18 protein-coding genes and 1 pseudogene are annotated in these 17,090 nt (G+C 70.4%); 8 read left to right on the forward strand and 11 right to left on the reverse strand.

Annotation, left to right across the window (positions count from 1 at the left end):
• The first annotated feature begins 9 nt into the window (after positions 1 to 9).
• Together BC793_RS44540 and BC793_RS44545 are read left to right on the forward strand one after the other, a co-directional pair.
• Positions 10 to 435: a hypothetical protein gene (locus BC793_RS44540; protein ID WP_109602718.1), complete on the forward strand. Its 426-nt coding sequence runs from the start codon at positions 10 to 12 to the stop codon at positions 433 to 435.
• Positions 432 to 1,601, forward strand: coding sequence for a zinc-dependent alcohol dehydrogenase (locus BC793_RS44545; RefSeq protein WP_109602693.1), 1,170 nt, complete (start codon positions 432 to 434; stop codon positions 1,599 to 1,601). Before BC793_RS44540 ends, BC793_RS44545 begins: the two co-directional genes overlap by 4 nt.
• 13 nt (positions 1,602 to 1,614) lie before the next feature.
• Here BC793_RS44545 and BC793_RS44550 read toward each other — a convergent pair whose 3' ends face one another.
• The 5 genes from BC793_RS44550 to BC793_RS44570 form a co-directional block, all read right to left on the reverse strand.
• Positions 1,615 to 2,604, reverse strand: coding sequence for a radical SAM protein (locus BC793_RS44550; protein ID WP_109602694.1), 990 nt, complete (start codon positions 2,602 to 2,604; stop codon positions 1,615 to 1,617).
• A 55-nt stretch (positions 2,605 to 2,659) separates the two neighbouring features.
• The gene (locus tag BC793_RS44555; RefSeq protein WP_109602695.1) at positions 2,660 to 3,013 is read right to left on the reverse strand and encodes an STAS domain-containing protein; all 354 of its coding nucleotides are present in this window, start codon (positions 3,011 to 3,013) and stop codon (positions 2,660 to 2,662) included.
• Between the two features lie 80 nt (positions 3,014 to 3,093).
• Complete coding sequence (locus BC793_RS44560; RefSeq protein WP_109602696.1) at positions 3,094 to 3,387, reverse strand: hypothetical protein; 294 nt, start codon at positions 3,385 to 3,387, stop codon at positions 3,094 to 3,096.
• Positions 3,388 to 3,447: 60 nt separating this feature from the next.
• A complete protein-coding gene (locus tag BC793_RS44565) occupies positions 3,448 to 4,248 on the reverse strand; it encodes an MBL fold metallo-hydrolase (RefSeq protein ID WP_109602697.1) in 801 nt (266 codons plus the stop codon).
• A 59-nt stretch (positions 4,249 to 4,307) separates the two neighbouring features.
• Complete coding sequence (locus BC793_RS44570) at positions 4,308 to 5,558, reverse strand: PP2C family protein-serine/threonine phosphatase (RefSeq protein ID WP_109602698.1); 1,251 nt, start codon at positions 5,556 to 5,558, stop codon at positions 4,308 to 4,310.
• 278 nt (positions 5,559 to 5,836) lie between these two features.
• Between BC793_RS44570 and BC793_RS44575 the strand changes: the two genes are divergently transcribed.
• The 4 genes and pseudogenes from BC793_RS44575 to BC793_RS50010 all read left to right on the forward strand — a co-directional run bounded on the left by BC793_RS44575 (position 5,837) and on the right by BC793_RS50010 (position 8,842).
• Positions 5,837 to 6,556 (forward strand): GAF and ANTAR domain-containing protein, encoded by a 720-nt coding sequence (locus BC793_RS44575; RefSeq protein ID WP_203896620.1) that lies wholly within the window; start codon positions 5,837 to 5,839, stop codon positions 6,554 to 6,556.
• Positions 6,537 to 7,724 (forward strand): ATP-binding protein, encoded by a 1,188-nt coding sequence (locus BC793_RS50005; protein ID WP_158319556.1) that lies wholly within the window; start codon positions 6,537 to 6,539, stop codon positions 7,722 to 7,724. The genes BC793_RS44575 and BC793_RS50005 overlap by 20 nt, the downstream gene beginning before the upstream one ends.
• A gap of 17 nt (positions 7,725 to 7,741) precedes the next feature.
• A pseudogene (locus tag BC793_RS44585) lies at positions 7,742 to 8,098 on the forward strand (VOC family protein).
• A gap of 567 nt (positions 8,099 to 8,665) precedes the next feature.
• Positions 8,666 to 8,842 carry a hypothetical protein gene (locus BC793_RS50010; RefSeq protein ID WP_158319557.1) on the forward strand — a complete coding sequence of 59 codons (177 nt, stop codon included), beginning with the start codon at positions 8,666 to 8,668 and terminating at the stop codon, positions 8,840 to 8,842.
• Positions 8,843 to 8,993: 151 nt separating this feature from the next.
• Here BC793_RS50010 and BC793_RS44590 read toward each other — a convergent pair whose 3' ends face one another.
• The 5 genes from BC793_RS44590 to BC793_RS44610 all read right to left on the reverse strand — a co-directional run bounded on the left by BC793_RS44590 (position 8,994) and on the right by BC793_RS44610 (position 14,487).
• Positions 8,994 to 9,506 carry a hypothetical protein gene (locus tag BC793_RS44590; RefSeq protein ID WP_109602699.1) on the reverse strand — a complete coding sequence of 171 codons (513 nt, stop codon included), beginning with the start codon at positions 9,504 to 9,506 and terminating at the stop codon, positions 8,994 to 8,996.
• A 63-nt stretch (positions 9,507 to 9,569) separates the two neighbouring features.
• Positions 9,570 to 10,280, reverse strand: a complete 711-nt coding sequence (locus tag BC793_RS44595; RefSeq protein WP_146246747.1) for a hypothetical protein — start codon at positions 10,278 to 10,280, stop codon at positions 9,570 to 9,572.
• Between the two features lie 117 nt (positions 10,281 to 10,397).
• On the reverse strand, positions 10,398 to 11,888 hold the full coding sequence (locus tag BC793_RS44600) for a sensor histidine kinase (RefSeq protein ID WP_109602701.1): 1,491 nt from the start codon (positions 11,886 to 11,888) through the stop codon (positions 10,398 to 10,400).
• Positions 11,889 to 11,993: 105 nt separating this feature from the next.
• The gene (locus BC793_RS44605; protein ID WP_109602702.1) at positions 11,994 to 13,601 is read right to left on the reverse strand and encodes a GGDEF domain-containing protein; all 1,608 of its coding nucleotides are present in this window, start codon (positions 13,599 to 13,601) and stop codon (positions 11,994 to 11,996) included.
• Positions 13,602 to 13,641: 40 nt separating this feature from the next.
• Positions 13,642 to 14,487, reverse strand: a complete 846-nt coding sequence (locus tag BC793_RS44610; RefSeq protein WP_109602703.1) for a transporter substrate-binding domain-containing protein — start codon at positions 14,485 to 14,487, stop codon at positions 13,642 to 13,644.
• Positions 14,488 to 14,563: 76 nt separating this feature from the next.
• Between BC793_RS44610 and BC793_RS44615 the strand changes: the two genes are divergently transcribed.
• Both BC793_RS44615 and BC793_RS44620 read left to right on the forward strand, forming a co-directional pair.
• On the forward strand, positions 14,564 to 16,138 hold the full coding sequence (locus BC793_RS44615; RefSeq protein ID WP_109602704.1) for a methyl-accepting chemotaxis protein: 1,575 nt from the start codon (positions 14,564 to 14,566) through the stop codon (positions 16,136 to 16,138).
• Positions 16,139 to 16,255: 117 nt separating this feature from the next.
• Entirely contained in the window at positions 16,256 to 16,720 is a 465-nt protein-coding gene (locus tag BC793_RS44620) for a beta-sandwich lipoprotein (RefSeq protein ID WP_203896621.1), read from the forward strand.
• On the opposite strand, the gene BC793_RS44625 is transcribed toward BC793_RS44620, so the two are convergent.
• Positions 16,713 to 17,090, reverse strand: a complete 378-nt coding sequence (locus BC793_RS44625; RefSeq protein WP_203896622.1) for an ankyrin repeat domain-containing protein — start codon at positions 17,088 to 17,090, stop codon at positions 16,713 to 16,715. The two genes, BC793_RS44620 and BC793_RS44625, sit on opposite strands and share 8 nt — an antisense overlap.

The raw sequence follows: 17,090 nt of genomic DNA on the forward strand, positions 1-17,090 counted from the left end.
GAGACGGCTGTGAGCCGTACCGGAAAATTGTTGTTGATTGCCGTGCCCGTGGTGGCCGGCGCCGCGGTAGCGGCCCGGAGGCGACGCGTGCCGGGCGCCGGCGAACAGCGGCGACGGCACGTGGTGACCGTCTTCCGGCCGTTGGCCGAGTTGCAGGCGGAGCCACTGCCCGGATCGCTGAAGGAGATCGCGGACGACGTGGAGATCACGCTGTCCGCCGCGCCCGGTGGCCGGGGCACCGAGATCGCCGTTCGCATTCCCGAGGGTTCCAGCGTCAGCAGCGGTGATGTCCGCCGCGCCCTGCGTGAGACCCGTTCGTTGATCGAGGTCGGCGACGTACTGCTGCCCTACGGCCCGCCGACGACGGTGCCGACGCTGCTCAACCGGCCGTTGCAGACGGCCACCCGGCACGGCCGTGAAGGAGGACTGCTGTGAAGGCGTTGCAGTGGCAGGGCGTCAACAAGCTGGCCGTGGGTGAGGTCCCCGACCCGGAACTGCGCAACCCCGGTGACATGATCGTCAAGGTCGGCAAGACCGTCACGTGCGGTTCGGACCTGCACCTGCTCGGCGGCTACATCCCGTTCATGGAGAAGGGCGACGTGCTGGGGCACGAGTTCCTCGGCGAGGTCGTCGAGGTCGGCCCGGACGTGCACAAGCACCGGGTCGGTGACCGGGTGGTGGTGTCGTCGTTCATCGCCTGCGGCAGCTGCTGGTACTGCGATCAGAAGCTGTTCTCGCTGTGCGACAACGGCAACACCAACCCGGCGATCACCGAGACCCTGTGGGGGCACGCGCCGGGCGGCTGTTTCGGCTACTCGCACGCGATGGGCGGCAACGCCGGCAGCCACGCCGAGTACGTCCGCGTCCCGTTCGCCGACGTCGGCGCGTTCGCCGTGCCCGACGAGGTCAGCGACGAGCGGGCCCTGTTCGCCTCGGACTCCGCCTCGACCGGCTGGATGGGTGCCGATCTGGGCGGCGTCAAGCCGGGCGACGTGGTCGCGGTCTGGGGTGCCGGTGCCGTCGGCCAGATGGCCGCCCGCGCGGCGGTCCTGCTCGGCGCCGACCGGGTCATCGTCATCGACCGCCTCGACAACCGGCTCCAGCAGGTGGAGAAGTTCATCGGCGCGGAGACTCTGAACTACGAACGCACCGACGTCTCCGGTGAACTGCGCGAACGCAGCGGAGGCCGGGGGCCGGACGTCTGCATCGAGGCGGTCGGCATGGAGGCGCACTCCCCCGGCCCGCAGTTCGCCTTCGACCAGCTCAAACAGCAACTGCGCCTGCAGACCGACCGGCCGACCGCGGTACGCGACGCCATTCACGCCTGCCGCAAGGGCGGATCGGTCTTCGTGCTGGGCGTCTACGCCGGCTTCGTCGACAAGTTCCCGCTCGGTGCGCTGATGAACAAGGGCCTGACCGTCCGCGGCGCGCAGATGCACGGTCAGCGGTACATCCCGATGCTGCTGGAGCGGATGGCCGCCGGCGAACTCACCACCGAACATCTGGCGACCCACGTCATGCCGCTCGACCAGGCACCGGAGGGGTACCGGATCTTCAAGGAGAAGGAGGACGGCTGCGTGCGGGCCGTCTTCACCCCCTGACGTCACGCCCGGTTCAGAAGGTGTGGTGGTAGAGGGAACAGCCACGGCAGACTTCCGGCGGATCGTCGCCCGCCAGACGCCGCCGGAAGTCGCGGTACGCCGCACCTCGCCAGATCTCCGGGAAGCCGGCGTCGTTCAGGTCGCCGAGCGACACCCGGTCGTCGCCCATCACCATGCAGCACGGCTGGACCACGCCGGTGCTGGTGATGTAGGCGGCGTCCCACGGCCAGGTGCAGCCGCCACCGCCCTGATCGGTGAACCGGGGCAGGCGCAGCCGCACGTTCTCGCCGGCCGCCACCAGGCGGGCCTCGGCGAAGGCGGCCTCCGCCCGGGCCAGGTCGGCGGCGCCCCACAGCGCCTGGTCGGCGGTGAAGGCCCGGATCTCGTCGTATCGGCCGGCCGGGTCGGTGTCGTCGAAACTGTGTGACAGGTTCTGGACGCGCAGTTCGTCGACACCGATCCGGCCGAGCAGCCGGACGAGGTCGGGCAGCTCCGCCACGTTGTCGCGCATGGCCACGAAGACCACCCGGATCCAGGGGGTCGCGCTCTGGGCCGCCCGTTTCGCCTGGACGAGGCCGGCCAGGTTGGCGATCACGGTGTCGAAGTTCGCGCCGTCGCGGATCGCCTCATAGGCGCCCGCGCTCGCACCGTCGAGTGACACGTGCAGCCAGTCCACGCGGCTGGCGACCAGTTGCTCAGCTCGCCGCCGGTTCAGCAGCGTCGCGTTGGTGTTGAAGCCGACCCGGATACCGCGGCTCACCGCCGCCTCGATCATCTCCGGCAGATAGGGCGACAGCAGCGGCTCACCGAGGCCCTGGAGGGTGAGCTGCCGCAGCGGGACGTCCTCGACCAGGCGGTGATACAACTCCGGCGCCATCGCCCCGGCCAGCTTGTTGATTGGTGGGCGGTACCGGACCAGGCACATCGTGCACCGCAGGTTGCACGCTGAGGTGACCTCCACCTGGAGGTGGGCGGGTAGCGGCGGATCCAGATCAACCGACATCCGGCCGGTATGCCCGGCCGGAACCACCCGAAACCGAATTCGAGGTACGAGAACTCTACTGTCGCGTGGCTCCGCCCGGCTGCACCGGTTCGGTGCCCGGTTCCCCGACGAGCCGGTCGTAGAGGTCGGTCACCTCCAGGACGATCCGCACCACCGGGCCGGGGGCGTGCAACCGCAAGGTGATGCCGTTCGCGGCGGCCGCGCGCTGGGCCGCCACCAGCATGCCCAGACCCGAGGAGTCCAGGAACGTCACCGCACTCATCTCGAGGTCGAGCCGGGTGCAGTCGCGTCGGTCGATGACCTGCTGGACCACCTGGCGCAGCAGGCCCGCGTTCTCCAGGTCCAGTTCGCCCTCGGGCGCCAGAACGACCGTGTCGCCGTCCCGTTCGATCGTGCAGTCGAAAGCCATCGACACCTCCTAGTCGGCGGGTGGCTACCCGCCCGGCGGGAACCCAAACACGCCGGTCGATCAAGAGGTGCGAACCGGGATCAGGGCCGGGGCGCCGTACGGGTCCAGTTGCGTTCGCCGCGCCGGCTGGTGGCGGCCACGCACCGGGGACATATGTAGCCGATCCGGTCCTGCTCGGTGAGCACGTCGGACGCCCGGAAGTCGAACGGCACGTGCGGGAACCGCCGCAGACGCGTACGGCTCAACGCCAGACCGCAGAGTGTCTGGTTGGTGCCGGGCCGCCAGGCGTGGGCCTCCCCGCCCGGCTGCCGGACACCGTCCTCGGCGATCCACTCACTCGATGCCGCGACGGAGGCGGCCGAACCACGTCTCATGCCGCCGGTATTCCCTTTCCACGGACCGGTACACGGGCCATTTCGGTACGCTCGCCGGGACTATCGGGGGCTGACGGACGACAACTCCACGGTCTCGCCGCGGGTCATCGGCCGGACGCCGGTGAGCGACCGGTCCCGGCACTCGGCGAGGAAGTCACTGAGCGGCGACTTCATCACCCGGTAGTCGTCGTAGTGGATCGGCAGCGTCAGCCGGGGCCGGATCAGGCCGGTCAGGTCGGCCCCCTGCCGGCCGTCCATGGTCAGCAGCAGACCGAGCAACCGGGTGCCGCCGAGGTGGATGAGCATCGCGTCGATCTCGCCGCATCGCTGCCGGATCTCGGAGAGGAACGGGCGGTACAGCGTGTCGCCGGTGATGTAGAGCCGGAGCCTGCGCTCGCCGTCCACCTCCCATTCGATCAGCGAGCCCATCACGTCCGGCAGCAGGCGGTCGACGAACCCCGGACCGTGCCTGCCGGGCAGGGCGGTGACGCGCAGCAGCTGACCGTCGCGCCGCCACTCCCGGGCGTCCCAGGTCGGCAGGCCGGTGGCGGTGAAGTCACGCCGACGCAGGCGCCGCTGCGCCTGGACGGTGGTGACGATCGGCAGGGTCGCGGGCAGCGCCCGGCGCGCGGCGCGATCGAAGTGGTCGGCGTGCAGGTGCGAGAGCAGGACCAAGTCGGGCGACGGCAACTGGTCGTAGGTCATCGCCGGATCGCGCAGCCGCCTGGTCCAGGCCCCGTAACCGAGATAGGCGCGGCTGCCGGCCGGCCCGAACGCGGGATCGGTGAGCAGGGTGAACGCGCCGACCCGGAGCAGGGTGGTCGCGTTACCGATGAAGGTGACGCTGGCGTCCGCTGTCATGCGCCGCGGCTACCCACGGTCGGGGCGGCCAAACACCGGCCCGGCGGCGCACGAGGCCGTCAGCCGGTGACACCGCCGAGCGGTTCCCGGTTGTCGGCCTCCGGCAACTCGGTGTCGGCGGCGGGCGGGGCCGGGTCACGCCATTGGGCGATCAGTACGGTGGCGTCGTCCTGGAGGCGGTCGTCCTGGTGGTCGAGGATCGCGTGGACGAGCCGGCGGGTGGTCTCCGGCAGCGGCAGCCGGTCGGCGATGGCTCTGACGGCGAAATCGACGAGCCGGTCGATGCCGAAGTAGTCGCCGGTGACCGACCGGGCCTCGGTGACCCCGTCGGTGTAGAGCAGCACGTGGTCGCCGGGTTCGAGGCGCTCCTCCACCACGACCGGCGGCCGGTCGCGGCCGAGGGAGACCGGCAGGGCGGTCGGCGTGGGCAGCACCTTCACGGCTCTCCCCTGCCGGATGATGATGCCGCTGGGGTGCCCGGCCGAGATCACCTTCAGCAGCCCGGTGCGCTGGTCCAGTTCGGCGAGAACGGCGGTGATCAGGCCGCGCCGGTCGTGCTCGCGTACCGCCTGGTCGATGTGCCGGTAGGTGCCGGCCAGATCGGTGCCCGCCCGCCGTGCGCCGCGATAGGCGCCGAGCGCGAGCGAGGCCAGCATGACCGCCCGCATGCCGCCCGCCGACCCGTGACCGACGGCGTCGAACAACGCCATGTGGGCGATGTCGCCGTTGACGGCGTAGTCGAACGCGTCACCGCCGACGTCGTAACACGGCTCCAGCACCCCGCTGATCACCAGATGGCCGGTGGAGAACGTCAGAGGCGGCAGTTGAGCGCGCAGCACCTCCGCGGCCAGGAGCATCGGCTTACGGCGGCGCAGCCGCTCGATGGTGTCGCTGTACAGACTGCGGGTCACCATCAACTCGGCCAGCAGCGCCGACACGGTCGCGCAGTCCTCCACCATGTCGTCGCCCACCGGGCCGGCCAGGACGACTTCCAGCACACCGAGGCGTTCGGCGCCGTTGACCAGCGGCAACCAGAGTCGCACCCCGTCGGCTTCGGCGGCACTCGTGCAGGGCTCGAGCGTGGTGAACGCCCGCCCGGCCAGCGTTCCGTCGACCATGAACGGTTCGCGGGGCGGCGCGTCGCCGGCCACCAGCGGCAGCAGCCAGCGCTGCTGAAGGTCCACCACGTAGGCGATCATCGCGGTGGCCCCGACCATCGGCGCCGCGTGCATCGCCATCTGCGGCAGGTCGTCCGGCCGGGCATGGTGCGACTGCCGCAGAAGCCGGCGCAACGCCTCGATACCACCCATACGGCGCCCTCCTCGTATTCCTGCGCCTGAGAGAGTCTGCCGTATCCGATCCGCCGCCGCCGAGGCAGCCGCCGGAGGGACGATTCGGTCAAGCCTGCACACTCGCCGGGACGCGTGGGCGCGTAGTGTCGGGGTGAGCGCTGTGCTGTCCGGTGTGACCTCGATGTGACACCGGACGAAGACCCGGGACCCGTAGTGACGCTACCGAGGCAAGCCGGAGGTCGAGGCCATGACGGGCACCCTGGACAGCGCGATGACGGACCCCGCCGGTGACGGTCGTGCCCTCCGTGTCTAGTGCCGCGCACCGCACCCGGGTGGCGCAGCTCGTGGCGGCCCACGGACCGGACGTCGGCAGGTTGTGTGATGCCTGCGTGGCCGGACTGCCCGGGGTGGGCGGGGCGGGCCTGGCGGTGATGACCTCGTTGCCGGCACAGCATGTCCGCTACGCCAGCGACCCGGTCAGCGCCCAGGTCGAGGAGCTGCAGGTGGTGCTCGGACAGGGTCCCTGCGTGGAGGCCTTCGCACAGGGCACGCCGGTGCTGGCCACCGACCTGACCGACGGTCACTGGCTGAGCCGGTGGCCGGCGTTCGCACCGGCCGCGCTCGGGGCCGGGGCGCGGGCCCTGTTCGCGCTGCCCCTGCACGCCGGGACGGCACGCCTGGGAGTGATCGACCTCTATCGGGACGGGCCGGGCACCCTGGCCGGTGAGGATCTGGCGGAGGCGCTGGCGTTCGCCGACGCGGCGACGCAACTTCTGCTCGCCGAGCAGCTGCCCGGCGGCAGCCTGCCCGGCAGCGGGCGACTGTTCTCCCACCGGGCCGTGGTGCACCAGGCCACCGGCATGGTCAGCGCGCAGCTCGGTGTGCCGATGGACGAGGCGTTCCTGCGATTGCGGGCCCACGCGTACGCGACGGAACGCCACCTGGACGACGTTGCCGGCGATGTGGTGGCCCGCCGGTTCCGATTCGACGAAACGGATGACGATGCGAGTTGGTGACGACCACGACCGGGGCACGACGTTGGACACGGCACCCGGGCAGGCGGTGGCGCAGACCCTCATGGACCTGTCGGACCTTCTGATCGCCGACTACGACGTCATGGACTTCCTGCACCTGCTGACCCAGCGGTGCGTCGAACTGCTGCCCGGAGTGCGTGCGGCCGGCATCACCGTCACCGATCAGCGTGGCGGCCTGCGCGTGATGGCGGCCTCGTCCGAGCCGGCACACCTGCTCGAACTGTTCGAGACGGAGACCGAGGAGGGACCCTGCATCGCCTGCTACGTCCGGGGCACACCGGTCACCGACCCGGACCTCGACGAACGCGATCCTCGCTGGCCGCGGTTCGCCGCCCGGGCCCGGCGCGACGGGTTCCGCGCGGCCCACGCCCTACCGGTACGGCTGCGCGATGAGGTCATCGGCGTGCTCCATCTGCTCTCCGCCCGGCCGGGACCGCTCGACGACGCCACCGCCAGGACCGCACGAGCCCTCGCCAACACCGCCACCCTCGGGTTGCTGCAGCACCGGGCCGTCGAGTACCGGCAGATCCTCGCCGAGCAACTGCAACACGCCGTGACCAGCCGCGTCCTGATCGAACGCGCCAAGGGCGTCATCGCCGAACACCTCGATCTGGGCATGGCCGCCGCCTTCGACGAACTGCGCCGCTTCGCCCGGCAGGCCGGCCACCGGCTCGTCGACGTCGCCGAAGCCGTCGACGCCGGCGATTTCGACGGCCCGCAGGGCACCGACCGGCGCCGGCTGCGGGTCCTGATCGTCCAGCGTTTCTCCTTCGACACACTCGGGCTGCTCCGCGACGGCATCTCGGCCGCGGTCCAGCGGCGCGGCCTTCGCGCGGAACAGGTGTACGAGTTCGTCCTGGCCGTGCACGAAGCAGCCACCAACGCGGTGGTCCACGGTGGCGGTGACGGCCGACTGCTGCTGTGGCTGGCCGGCAAAGACCTCTACGCCGAGATCAGCGACCACGGCACCGGCTTCGACGAGGACCACGGCGGCGTACCGGCCCGCCCCAGCCCGGAGGCGCGCGGCGGCCGGGGACTCTGGCTGATCCGGCAGGTCTGCGCCGGGCTGCACATCCACACCGGCGCGACCGGAACCCGCCTGCTGCTGCGTTACCCGCTCGACTCGCCTCTCGCCACGGGCCGGCAGTGATCTAGACACCCGCCCCGGTGCCCGTCACCGGCCCCGACTTCCTCTCGCTCCAGGTCCGCGTCCCAGGCGTTCTACGAGCAGTACCTCGGCCTGGTCCGCTCGCCGGCGGGCCGCCGCACGCCGTCGTCTTCCCGACGACGCCGATCGCGTTCGCGCTCCGCGACATCGTTCCCGGCACCGATCTGGCATCCGTCGCTCAACCCGGCATCGGGGCGGCGAGTCGGCTCCACGCCACCGACGTCCAGGACATCCACGACGCCCTGGTCACCGACGGCCACCCCATCGTCGCCGCACCGATCGACGGCCCCTTCGGCCGGACGTTCACCTTCGCCGACCCCGACGGCTACCGGATCACTCTCCACGACCGCAGTTGACACGCCCGGAGGGAACGCACGGAAGTACACCGAGCCAAGACGTGCCGCCCTACGCCGCAACCGCGTGCGCCAGCGGCGAGACGGGCGGAACCGTCGCCGGGACGACTCTCACCCGAGCTGTGACCGGGCTAACACAGAATTGCGATCTCCACTTAAAGGACGAAAAGGAAAATTTAGTCCTGGCCCACGGTCACGAAAATCCGCATTCAACGCCCCGGATCGCGTTCGCGGTGCAGGAGCCATCACATTGAGCAGCACAAATAACTCACCGTGACTGTCAACTCGAGAATGACAATGTCGTATCGCGAGTGGTACTGTGTTTTGCTTTTGGCGAATTTGCTGCGCGGTGCTTGCCCTATTAGCGTGGACTCCGACGTGCAGGGCTCTATCAAAAGAGTAAGCCCCCGGTTGCCTCCGGGGGCTCTACCAGCACGTCGTCGCCTGCTGCCCATCGCGTAATAAGCAAGGAGGTAACACCGTGCCTTCGTTTGGACCCTACACCGTGTCGACCATTTTCGGCACCTGGGGCACTCGGCAGGTGCTCGTCATCAGCGCGGCGGAAAGCGCGTGACAGCCACGGTCGCGTTCATCGTCTTCTTCGTCGGCGCGCTTTTGATCGCGGCCGTCACGGGGCTGCTGGCTTCGCGACTCCGTTCGTCGGCAATCGGCATTGTGTGCATGACCGCCGGCGCGTTCGTCACCACGCTCACGCTGAGCATGACCTCCTACCAGTTCCTCCACTGACCCTCCCACAGGGTGGCGAGGCGGATCGGCGGGCTCAGCGAATCCGTCGATCCGTTTCTCGCCTGGCCGTTACACCCTCGATCCTTCCAAGGACCGGCGGACCATCGAATACCGGCCCGGGGTCATCGGCCGTCGGCCCGGCCGCGGAGGGTCATTCTTCGTCGGTCGGCCCCGGCGCCTCGGGCTCGGTCTGCTCGGCCGTCGGCGCCTGGCGGTCGAGGCGCAGCGCGTCCAGCCGGGCCTGCGCACGCTGCACCGCATCCCGGGACCGGGCCAGCAACGCCTCGCTGCGGTCGATCCGGGCGACCTCACGGGCGAACGCTCCCTGGATCCGCTCGATCGGATCAGGTTGCGCGGTCTCCTCGTCGCCGTCCCGCACCTGGCGTTCGTCCAGCAGCCGCTCACGGACGCTGGCGTTCGCCTCCCGCCCGTCAGCGATGGTCTCCCGCTCGTCGGCCCGGCGACCGCGTTGCTCCGCCGCGACCTCCCGCTCGGCGACCAGGCGCTCCCGCTCCTCGATCACCCGCCGGCGTGCGGCCAGCGCCGTCTCCAGCGTGGCGAGCCGCTGCTCCCGGGCGTCCAGCAGGCGCTCGCGGGCATCGAGCCTCTGCTCCCGCTCGTTCAGGAAACGGTCGCGCTCGTTCCAGCGGTCATCGGGAAACACGCATTGATCGTAAGTCCGTCGGCCCGCCCACGACGCCCAGCCCCTCCGGCGCGGCCGGTCGGGTCATCGAGGGCCCAGATTCCGGGTGATCAGGGTGCTCGCCGCCTCCAGCAGGGAGACACGATTGTCGGCGGCGTGCAGGCGGAGCGACAGGTAGGCGCCGGCACCGTCGACCCGCGCGCCGAGGGTGATCATGTCGAGTGCGAGTTGGATGGTGGCTCGTACCGCGAGTGCCTCCGCGAAACCCGCCACGAGTTCCTCACCGCCCTCGTCCAGCGGTCTGAGGCTCTCGCGGTCGGGCCAGGACAGTTCCGGGTCGTAGGCCACGCAGAGTCCGGCGGTCATCGGCGCCATCGCGGCCGGATCACGGCCGTACAGGTCGAGGGTGGCGACCGCCGTACCGCCGCCGGTGAACACCGGCACCGACACGATGCTCATGCCCATGCCCGCGGCGGTCTCCCGGAATCGGGGCCAGGTGATCGTCGTCGTGGGCCTGCCGGTGGGCGACGGCGCGTCGCCGCCGACGTGGGGCACCGCGTCCTCGACCGCATCGACGAGCCGGGAATCGGTGGCCACGGCGCAGCAGCCGTCGTCCGGCCGGGCCGCGATGGCGGCGTAGTCGACCGCATCGATGCGGTCGGCGGCCAGGTGGGCGAGGCCGTCGAGCCGGTCACCGATGTCGGGCATGTCGTCCGGTGTCTCGGCGAGTGACACGAGTGCCTGCGCCAACGGGCGCGGCGCGCCGGCCGGGTTCTGAGCCCATGGAGATGCCATCAGACGCTCCTCCCCGTCTTCGGTCGTCTGGTGAAGCCATGGACGTACCCCGGCGGGCGGAATCCACACGACTTCGTGTCTCTCCCGTCACGCGTGCCGCGTCGGGAGCGGACGATGTCAGGACGGGGGTGCCGCGGCCGGCACGGGCGAGCGGTCCGACACCGCGGGCGTGCCGCCGTCGGGTCGGACGGTGTCACCGGCGAGGGTGAAGACGAACGCCGTCCCGTGCGCCCTGTCGGTGTCCACGCGGATGTTGCCGCCGTGGTGTTCGACGACGCGTTTGCAGATGGCCAGGCCGATACCGGTGCCGGAATACTTCTCCCGCGGGTGCAGACGCTGGAAGATGACGAAGATCTTGTCGGTGAACTCGGGGTCGATGCCGATGCCGTTGTCGGCGACGGTGAAACTCCACGCCCCCTCCGCCGAGGCCGCGCTGATCGTCACCTGCGGCGGCCGGTCGGGGTGGCGGAACTTGAGGGCGTTGCCGATCAGGTTCTGCCACAGCATCACCAGCAGGGTGAGGTCGCCCTGCACGGTCGGCAGCCGGGGCCGGTCGATGCGGGCGCCGGTCTCCTCGATGGTCGTGCCCAGGGTCTGTTCGACCTGGTCGAGCACGGCATTGAGGTCGACGGGCCGGTTGCCGTCGTAGACCCGGCCGATCCGGGAGAACGTCAGCAGGTCGTTGATCAGCCGCTGCATGCGTGTCGCTCCGTCGACGGCGAAGCCGATGTACTGCTGGGCGCGGTCGTCGAGGGAGTCCGCATAGCGGCGCTGGAGCATCTGACAGAACGACGCCACCTTGCGCAGCGGCTCCTGCAGGTCGTGCGAGGCGACGTAGGCGAACTGCTCCAGGTCGGCGTTGGAGCGGGCCAGGGCGTCGCGGGTCTCGCCCGCGGCGACCAGCGCCTGCACGAGCCGGCCGCGCATGGCCTCCACGTCGTGGCCGAGGGCGGCGATATCGGCCGGTCCGTGTGGCGACAGGTGGTGGTCGAAGTCGCCGGCCGCGACGATCCGCACGGCGGCACCGAGCCGGGCCAGCGGGCGCAGCACGACCAGCCGCAACACCACGGCGATGGCGGCGACGGCGGCGAGCAGCAGCACGGCCAGGCCGAGGAAGACGGCATTGCGGGTCTCTCGCGAGTCGTTGAGTGCTTCCCGGCCCCGGGTACGTTCGTCGAGCAACGCGGTATCGAACGCGGACAACCGGGCCTGCACCGCCGCGAAGGTGTCCTCCCGCAGGGCAGCGGTGCCGAGCGGCTGCCGGCCGTCCACCAGCGGCTCGGCGGTGTCGCGCCGCCATTGCGCCGCCGATCCGTTCAGCTCGTCGAGTTCAGCGAGCAGGGCCGTCTCCCCGGCGAGCAGTTCGCGCAGCCGGGTGGTGGACGCCTGTTCGGCGGCGATGCCGGAGCGGTACGGTTCGAGCAGTTCCGCCCGGCCGCTGAGCACGAAGGCGCGCAGTCCGGAGGCCTGGTCACCGAGGGCGTCGTCCAGCTCCATGACGGCGATCCGGGCCGGGGAGATGCGATCGTTGAGCCGGTTCGACACCGCCGTCGTGTCCGCCAGCACCTGTGTGCCGAGGCCCGCACCGGCCAGGATCAGCACGACCATACCGGCCAGGATGCACGCGAACCATGCCTGACTCGTCCACCGTCCGGTGGGCCTGCTCGATGTCACAGGTGCACCGTACGCGAGACTCCGGCCGGGCCCAACGCGTCACTCCCCCGCCCGAACCGTCCCGCCGGCACCGGCGCCGTGGGCGCTGACGATCCGGTCGCGGCCACCGGCTTTCGACTGGTAGAGGTACGTGTCAGCCTCGCGCAGCATGTCGGCCGCGGTGCCGTGGCCGTGCGGCGAGATGCTGACCCCGATGCTCGTCGTGACCGGCAGGTCGCCGGTGATCGGCCGCCAGTCGTGCCGGCGGATCGTCTGGCACAGGCGGGTCATCTCCTCGACGGCGTCCCGGCCGTCGACACCCGGCATCACGAACAGGAACTCCTCGCCGCCCAGCCGTGCCCCGAACGCGGCGTCGATCATCTGGGCGCGGGCGGTGAGCATCTCGGCCACCTGGCGCAGCACACGGTCGCCGGCCTCGTGGGAGCAGGTGTCGTTGATGCGCTTGAAGTGGTCGAGGTCGAGGAGGGCCACCGACACCGGGGTGCCGTTCTCGGCGGCACGCTGCAACAGCACCGGGAGCTCGGTGTCGACGAACCGCCGGTTGTAGAGCCCGGTGAGCGGGTCGCGCATGGCGAGTTCCCGGGCCTCCTCGGTCTCGTACATCACCGCGAGGATGCGGGCCCGCGCGTCGCGCTGCGCCGAGTGCAGCCGCATCGTCGCGTCGTGGAAGTCCTGGTGTGCCCGGAACGCCTCCTCGAAGCGGCCGGCCGAGGCGAGCAGGTCGGCCCTCACCCGTTGCGCGTCCACGTCGACCGATGCCAGGCCCCGTTCGGCACACAGGTCCCGGCAGCGGCGCAGAGCCGCGGCCGCCCGGTCGAGACGGCCGGCCCTGCGGTAGGCCTCAGCCAGCGTCACCAGGCAGCTGGCGACGGAGTTCGCTTCCTCGTACTGATTGTCGTAGGCCTTGTCCGAAGGTTTGAGGATGGCGATCGCCTCGGCGAGACGGCCGGTGGCCACCCAGACCTTCGCGACGGTGTCCCGGGTGCTGTCGTCCAGCGTGAGCCCGTGCTCCTCGAAGAGGCCGAGCAGGCGTTCGGCCGCCGAGGTGGCCGCCGCGTACTCGCCCGCCTGGCACTCGGTGTAGGCCAGGTTGTTCAGGATGATCAGCCGCGCCTGGACCTCCAACGGCCCGGCGGCGAGCCGCTCCGCCTCCGCGTAGCGGGCCCGGGCCGCGAGGAAGTCCCCGGTATCCCCGTAGGCGTCGGCCAGCCCCATGACGCAGCGGGTACGCAGCATGGTGGAGGCCGGCGGCGTCATCGCGTTCATCGACTCCATCGCGCGCACCGCGTGTTCCAGGGTGCTGGTGGGATCGCCGAGCTGGCCGAACAGCATCGACAGGTACCAGTGGCTGAGGGTCAGCAGGCGGGGGTGCCGGTGGGCGGCGGCCCATGCGTGGACGTCGTGCAGGATGCGGCCGGCGGCCGGCAGATCACCCTGACGGCCCAGCATGTCGGCTTCGATCAGCCGGCTCCGCTGCCACAGGTCCTCGCGGTCGAGACGCCGGGCCAGGGCCTGGACATGACCCATCCGTACGATCAGGTCGAAGGGGTCGTGGTCGTGGCGGGGCCGTTCCTCGATCGCCTCGATCTCGGCCGCCAACTGCTCGCCCGTGGCCTCAGCCCGGCTGAGTCCTGCCTGCACCACCATGCGGCTACCATCGGCCGGCGCCGGCCGTTCATGACGGGTTTCAGGCGCCGCCGTTGACCGCCCCGGTACGCAGCGCGCCTTCCTTGACCTTCCACTTGTCGAGCAGGGCGTCGTAGGTGCCGTCGTTGATCAGTGAGTACAGCGCCGTCTGCACGGCCGTGGTCAGCGCCTTGCGGTCCTTGGCGACGCCGATGCCGTACGGGATGGCCTCGATCTGCGGTCCGGACAGCTCCAGCGCCGGCATCTTCTCGACGTCGAGCGCCGCGATCGGGAAGTCGTTGAGCGCGGCGTCGGCCTTCTTGGCGGCCACGTCCGCGGAGGGCCGGGAGCTGAGCACGACGGTCAGGCCCTTGCGGCCGCAGGCGTCCTGCTGGGCGCGGGCCATGTCGACGAAGACGGTGTCCGGCTGGGCGGCGACCCGGCGCCCGCACAACCCGGCCATGCCCCCGATGTCACCGGCGCCCTTGGGTACGACGATGGACGTACCCGCGTTGAGGTAGTCGACGAAGTCGGCCTTCTCCTGCCGCTGCGACCGGTCGAACATCGAGGAGATCGAGAAGTCGATCTCGTGTTTCTGCACCTGGTCGAGCAGTTCGCCGAACGGTACGTTGCGCCATTCGATGGTGAGCCCGAGCCGGCCGGCGATCGCCTCGGCGATGTCGACGTCCAGGCCGGTGAAGGCGGAGCCCTTCATGAACGTCATCGGCTCGAACGTGGGATCGGTGCCACCGGTCAGGCTGCCGCGCTGCGCGATGTCCGCGGGCAGGGCGGCACGTGCCTCGGCGAGCCGGTCGACGGGCACACCGGTGTCGTCCTGCGATGCCGTGCACCCGCCGGCACCCAGCATCGCGACCGCGACCGCGGCCGCCAGGAAGCCGATCCGCATGACGACCTCTCACCACTTTTAACCAAATTCTCCTTTTTGTACGGCCAGACACTACCGTGCATCAGAGGAGGAAGCCGTGACCTTCACCATTCGGCGCCAGATCGCCGCACTCGCCGCAGCCGGTTTCGTGCTGGTCATCGTGGCCGGGGCGATCGGATACCGGGGCACCTGGGCCATCGCCGACGAGCAGGCCACCGCCCGCAAGGCCGCTTCGGCGCTCACCGCCGCCCAGTCGGTCGACAAGGCACGGGCTCTGTTCCGCGGCAACATCCTCGCCACCCTGGTGACCAACAACGCCACCGAACGTCAGACCGTCCTCGACCTGCTCGGCGAGAACGTCGCCCAGGCCCGCGCCGGTATCGACGACGTGATCCGCTACCTGCCGGAGGTCCGCCCGGCAGCCGACGCGGTCCTGCCGGTCCTGGACGAGCTGATCGCCTCCGGCCAGCGCATCGTCACCCTGGCCAGCCGGGTGGCGTCCGATCCGACCCGCAAGGCGGCGCTCGCCGCGCGCCCGGCCTACGACACCGTCGACGCCAAGGCCGCCGACGCTCTCGGCGATCTCACCGGGGCGATCACGCTGCGGGTCGGGCAGGCGTACGAACACGCGACCTCGGTGGCCCGCAACGCCCAGACCCTGACCGTGATCATCTGCGCCCTGGCGGCCCTGCTTCTGGGTGGATCCGCGCTCATGCTGGCCCGCCGGATCGCCCGCCGGATGAACCACAGCCTGACCGCGGCGCGGTCCATCGCCGAGTACGACCTGACCGCCGACGCCTCGCTGCCCGGCGGTGACGAACTCGCGCAACTCGGCGCCAGCCTGAACGCCATCGTCGGGTCGCTGCGTACCGCGATGGTGGAGATCGGCGGCAACGCCAACTCGGTGGCCGCCGCCTCGGAGCAGTTGACCGCCACCAGCCGGCAGCTGGCGCAGGGTGCCGGTACCGCGTCCGCCGAAGCCGACCGCGCCCGCACCGAGATCAGCCGGGTCACCACCAGTGTCAGCGAGGCGACCGAGGCGGCCCACGGCCTCGAGTCGTCGATCCGCGAGATCACCGCGGCGGTCAGTGAAGCCGCCGCCGTGGCCCGGGAGGCCGTCGACCTCGCCGAGACCACCAACCAGACCATCGAGCGCCTGCGCAGCTCCAGTGACGAGGTCTCCGCCGTGGTCAGCATCATCACGGCCATCGCCGAGCAGACCAACCTGCTGGCCCTCAACGCCACCATCGAGGCGGCCCGTGCCGGTGAACACGGCAAGGGTTTCGCCGTGGTCGCCGGCGAGGTGAAGGATCTGTCCCAGGAGACGGCCTCGGCCACCGGCGACATCTCCCAGAAGGTCGCGGCCATGCAGCGCGACACCACCGGCGCCTTCGACGCCATCAACCGCATCAGTCAGGTCATCGACCGGATCGATCAACTGCAACAGTCGATCACCCACGCCGTGGCGAACCAGACCCACGCCACCGGCCAGATCGTCACCAGCGTCAACACCGCGGTCCGCTCCGCCAGCGGCGTGGGCGGCTCGATCGACAGCGTCGCCGAGGCCACCACGGTGACCCACCAGGCAGCCGGCCAGACCGAGTCCGCCGCCACCGAACTGGCCCAGCTCTCCCATCAGCTCCGGCTGGTCTCCGACCGGTTCCGTCATTGACCCGGCGGCGCCTGAACTAAAGATTCGCTCAATTACGAGCGGCACCGCGGTGGAATAGGCGCGTTCATCGACATTCTGTCCATACGGAAGATGTGCGCGACCGGATGGAGAAACCCGATGAAGCTGGTACGAGAATCCCGTTCCGCCATCGCGGTGGTGGAGTCCGGCCGCACGCCCGCATTCCGGCGGATCACCGGGCGCCGCTCCACCGCGACGTTCCTGGCCCTGGCCACCGGTCTCGGACTGGCGCTCTCCGGCTGCAGCTCCGACGCCGACGTGGCCTCGGAGAACCTGTCCCAGGCCGCGGAAGACTTCAAGATCAACCGGCGGGTCGTGTTCTACAACGGCATCACCGACAGCTACATCCTCTCGATCGAGGGATTCTGTTCGGTGGAAACCGAGGAGAACAACAAGCTCACGGTCACCTGCAAGGTGGGCAACGACTACAAGAAGCACTTTCTCGGCCGCTCGGACAACGTGACCTGGTTCGCGGAGCAGCTCAGTGCCGCGAATGTCAGCACCGATCACTACAAGGTGTTCTTCAAGCCGTCCTCGATCGTTCCGGACGTCGACGTCAAGTAGGCGATTGCGGCGGCCTGCCGGCCGGTGCCGTCACCGTTCCCGTTCGGCGGCGGTCGCGGCACCACTGTCGCGCAGCCGCCCAGTGCAGGGGTGTCTCGGTATGCGGGCCGGTGAACCGGGCGTCGACGTCCGCTCCGGCCCCGGCCAGCACGGCGACCGTGGTGGATCCGTTCGGATAGTGGCCCGGCCAGTCCGTGGCCACGTGCAACAGGGTCCGCGACGCGCCGCCGTCGTCGAGCCGGGCCGTGGCCAAAGCGGGGTTGTCGGCCAGCAGCCGCCGCAACGCCGCCAGGTCGCCGCCCCGGATCGCCTGCACCGCGGCGATCGCCAGCGGGTCTTCCGTGCCGAGCACCACCGAGCCGGTCGTCAC

The organism is Actinoplanes xinjiangensis (assembly GCF_003148685.1).
Taxonomy (GTDB): Bacteria; Actinomycetota; Actinomycetes; order Mycobacteriales; family Micromonosporaceae; genus Actinoplanes; species Actinoplanes xinjiangensis.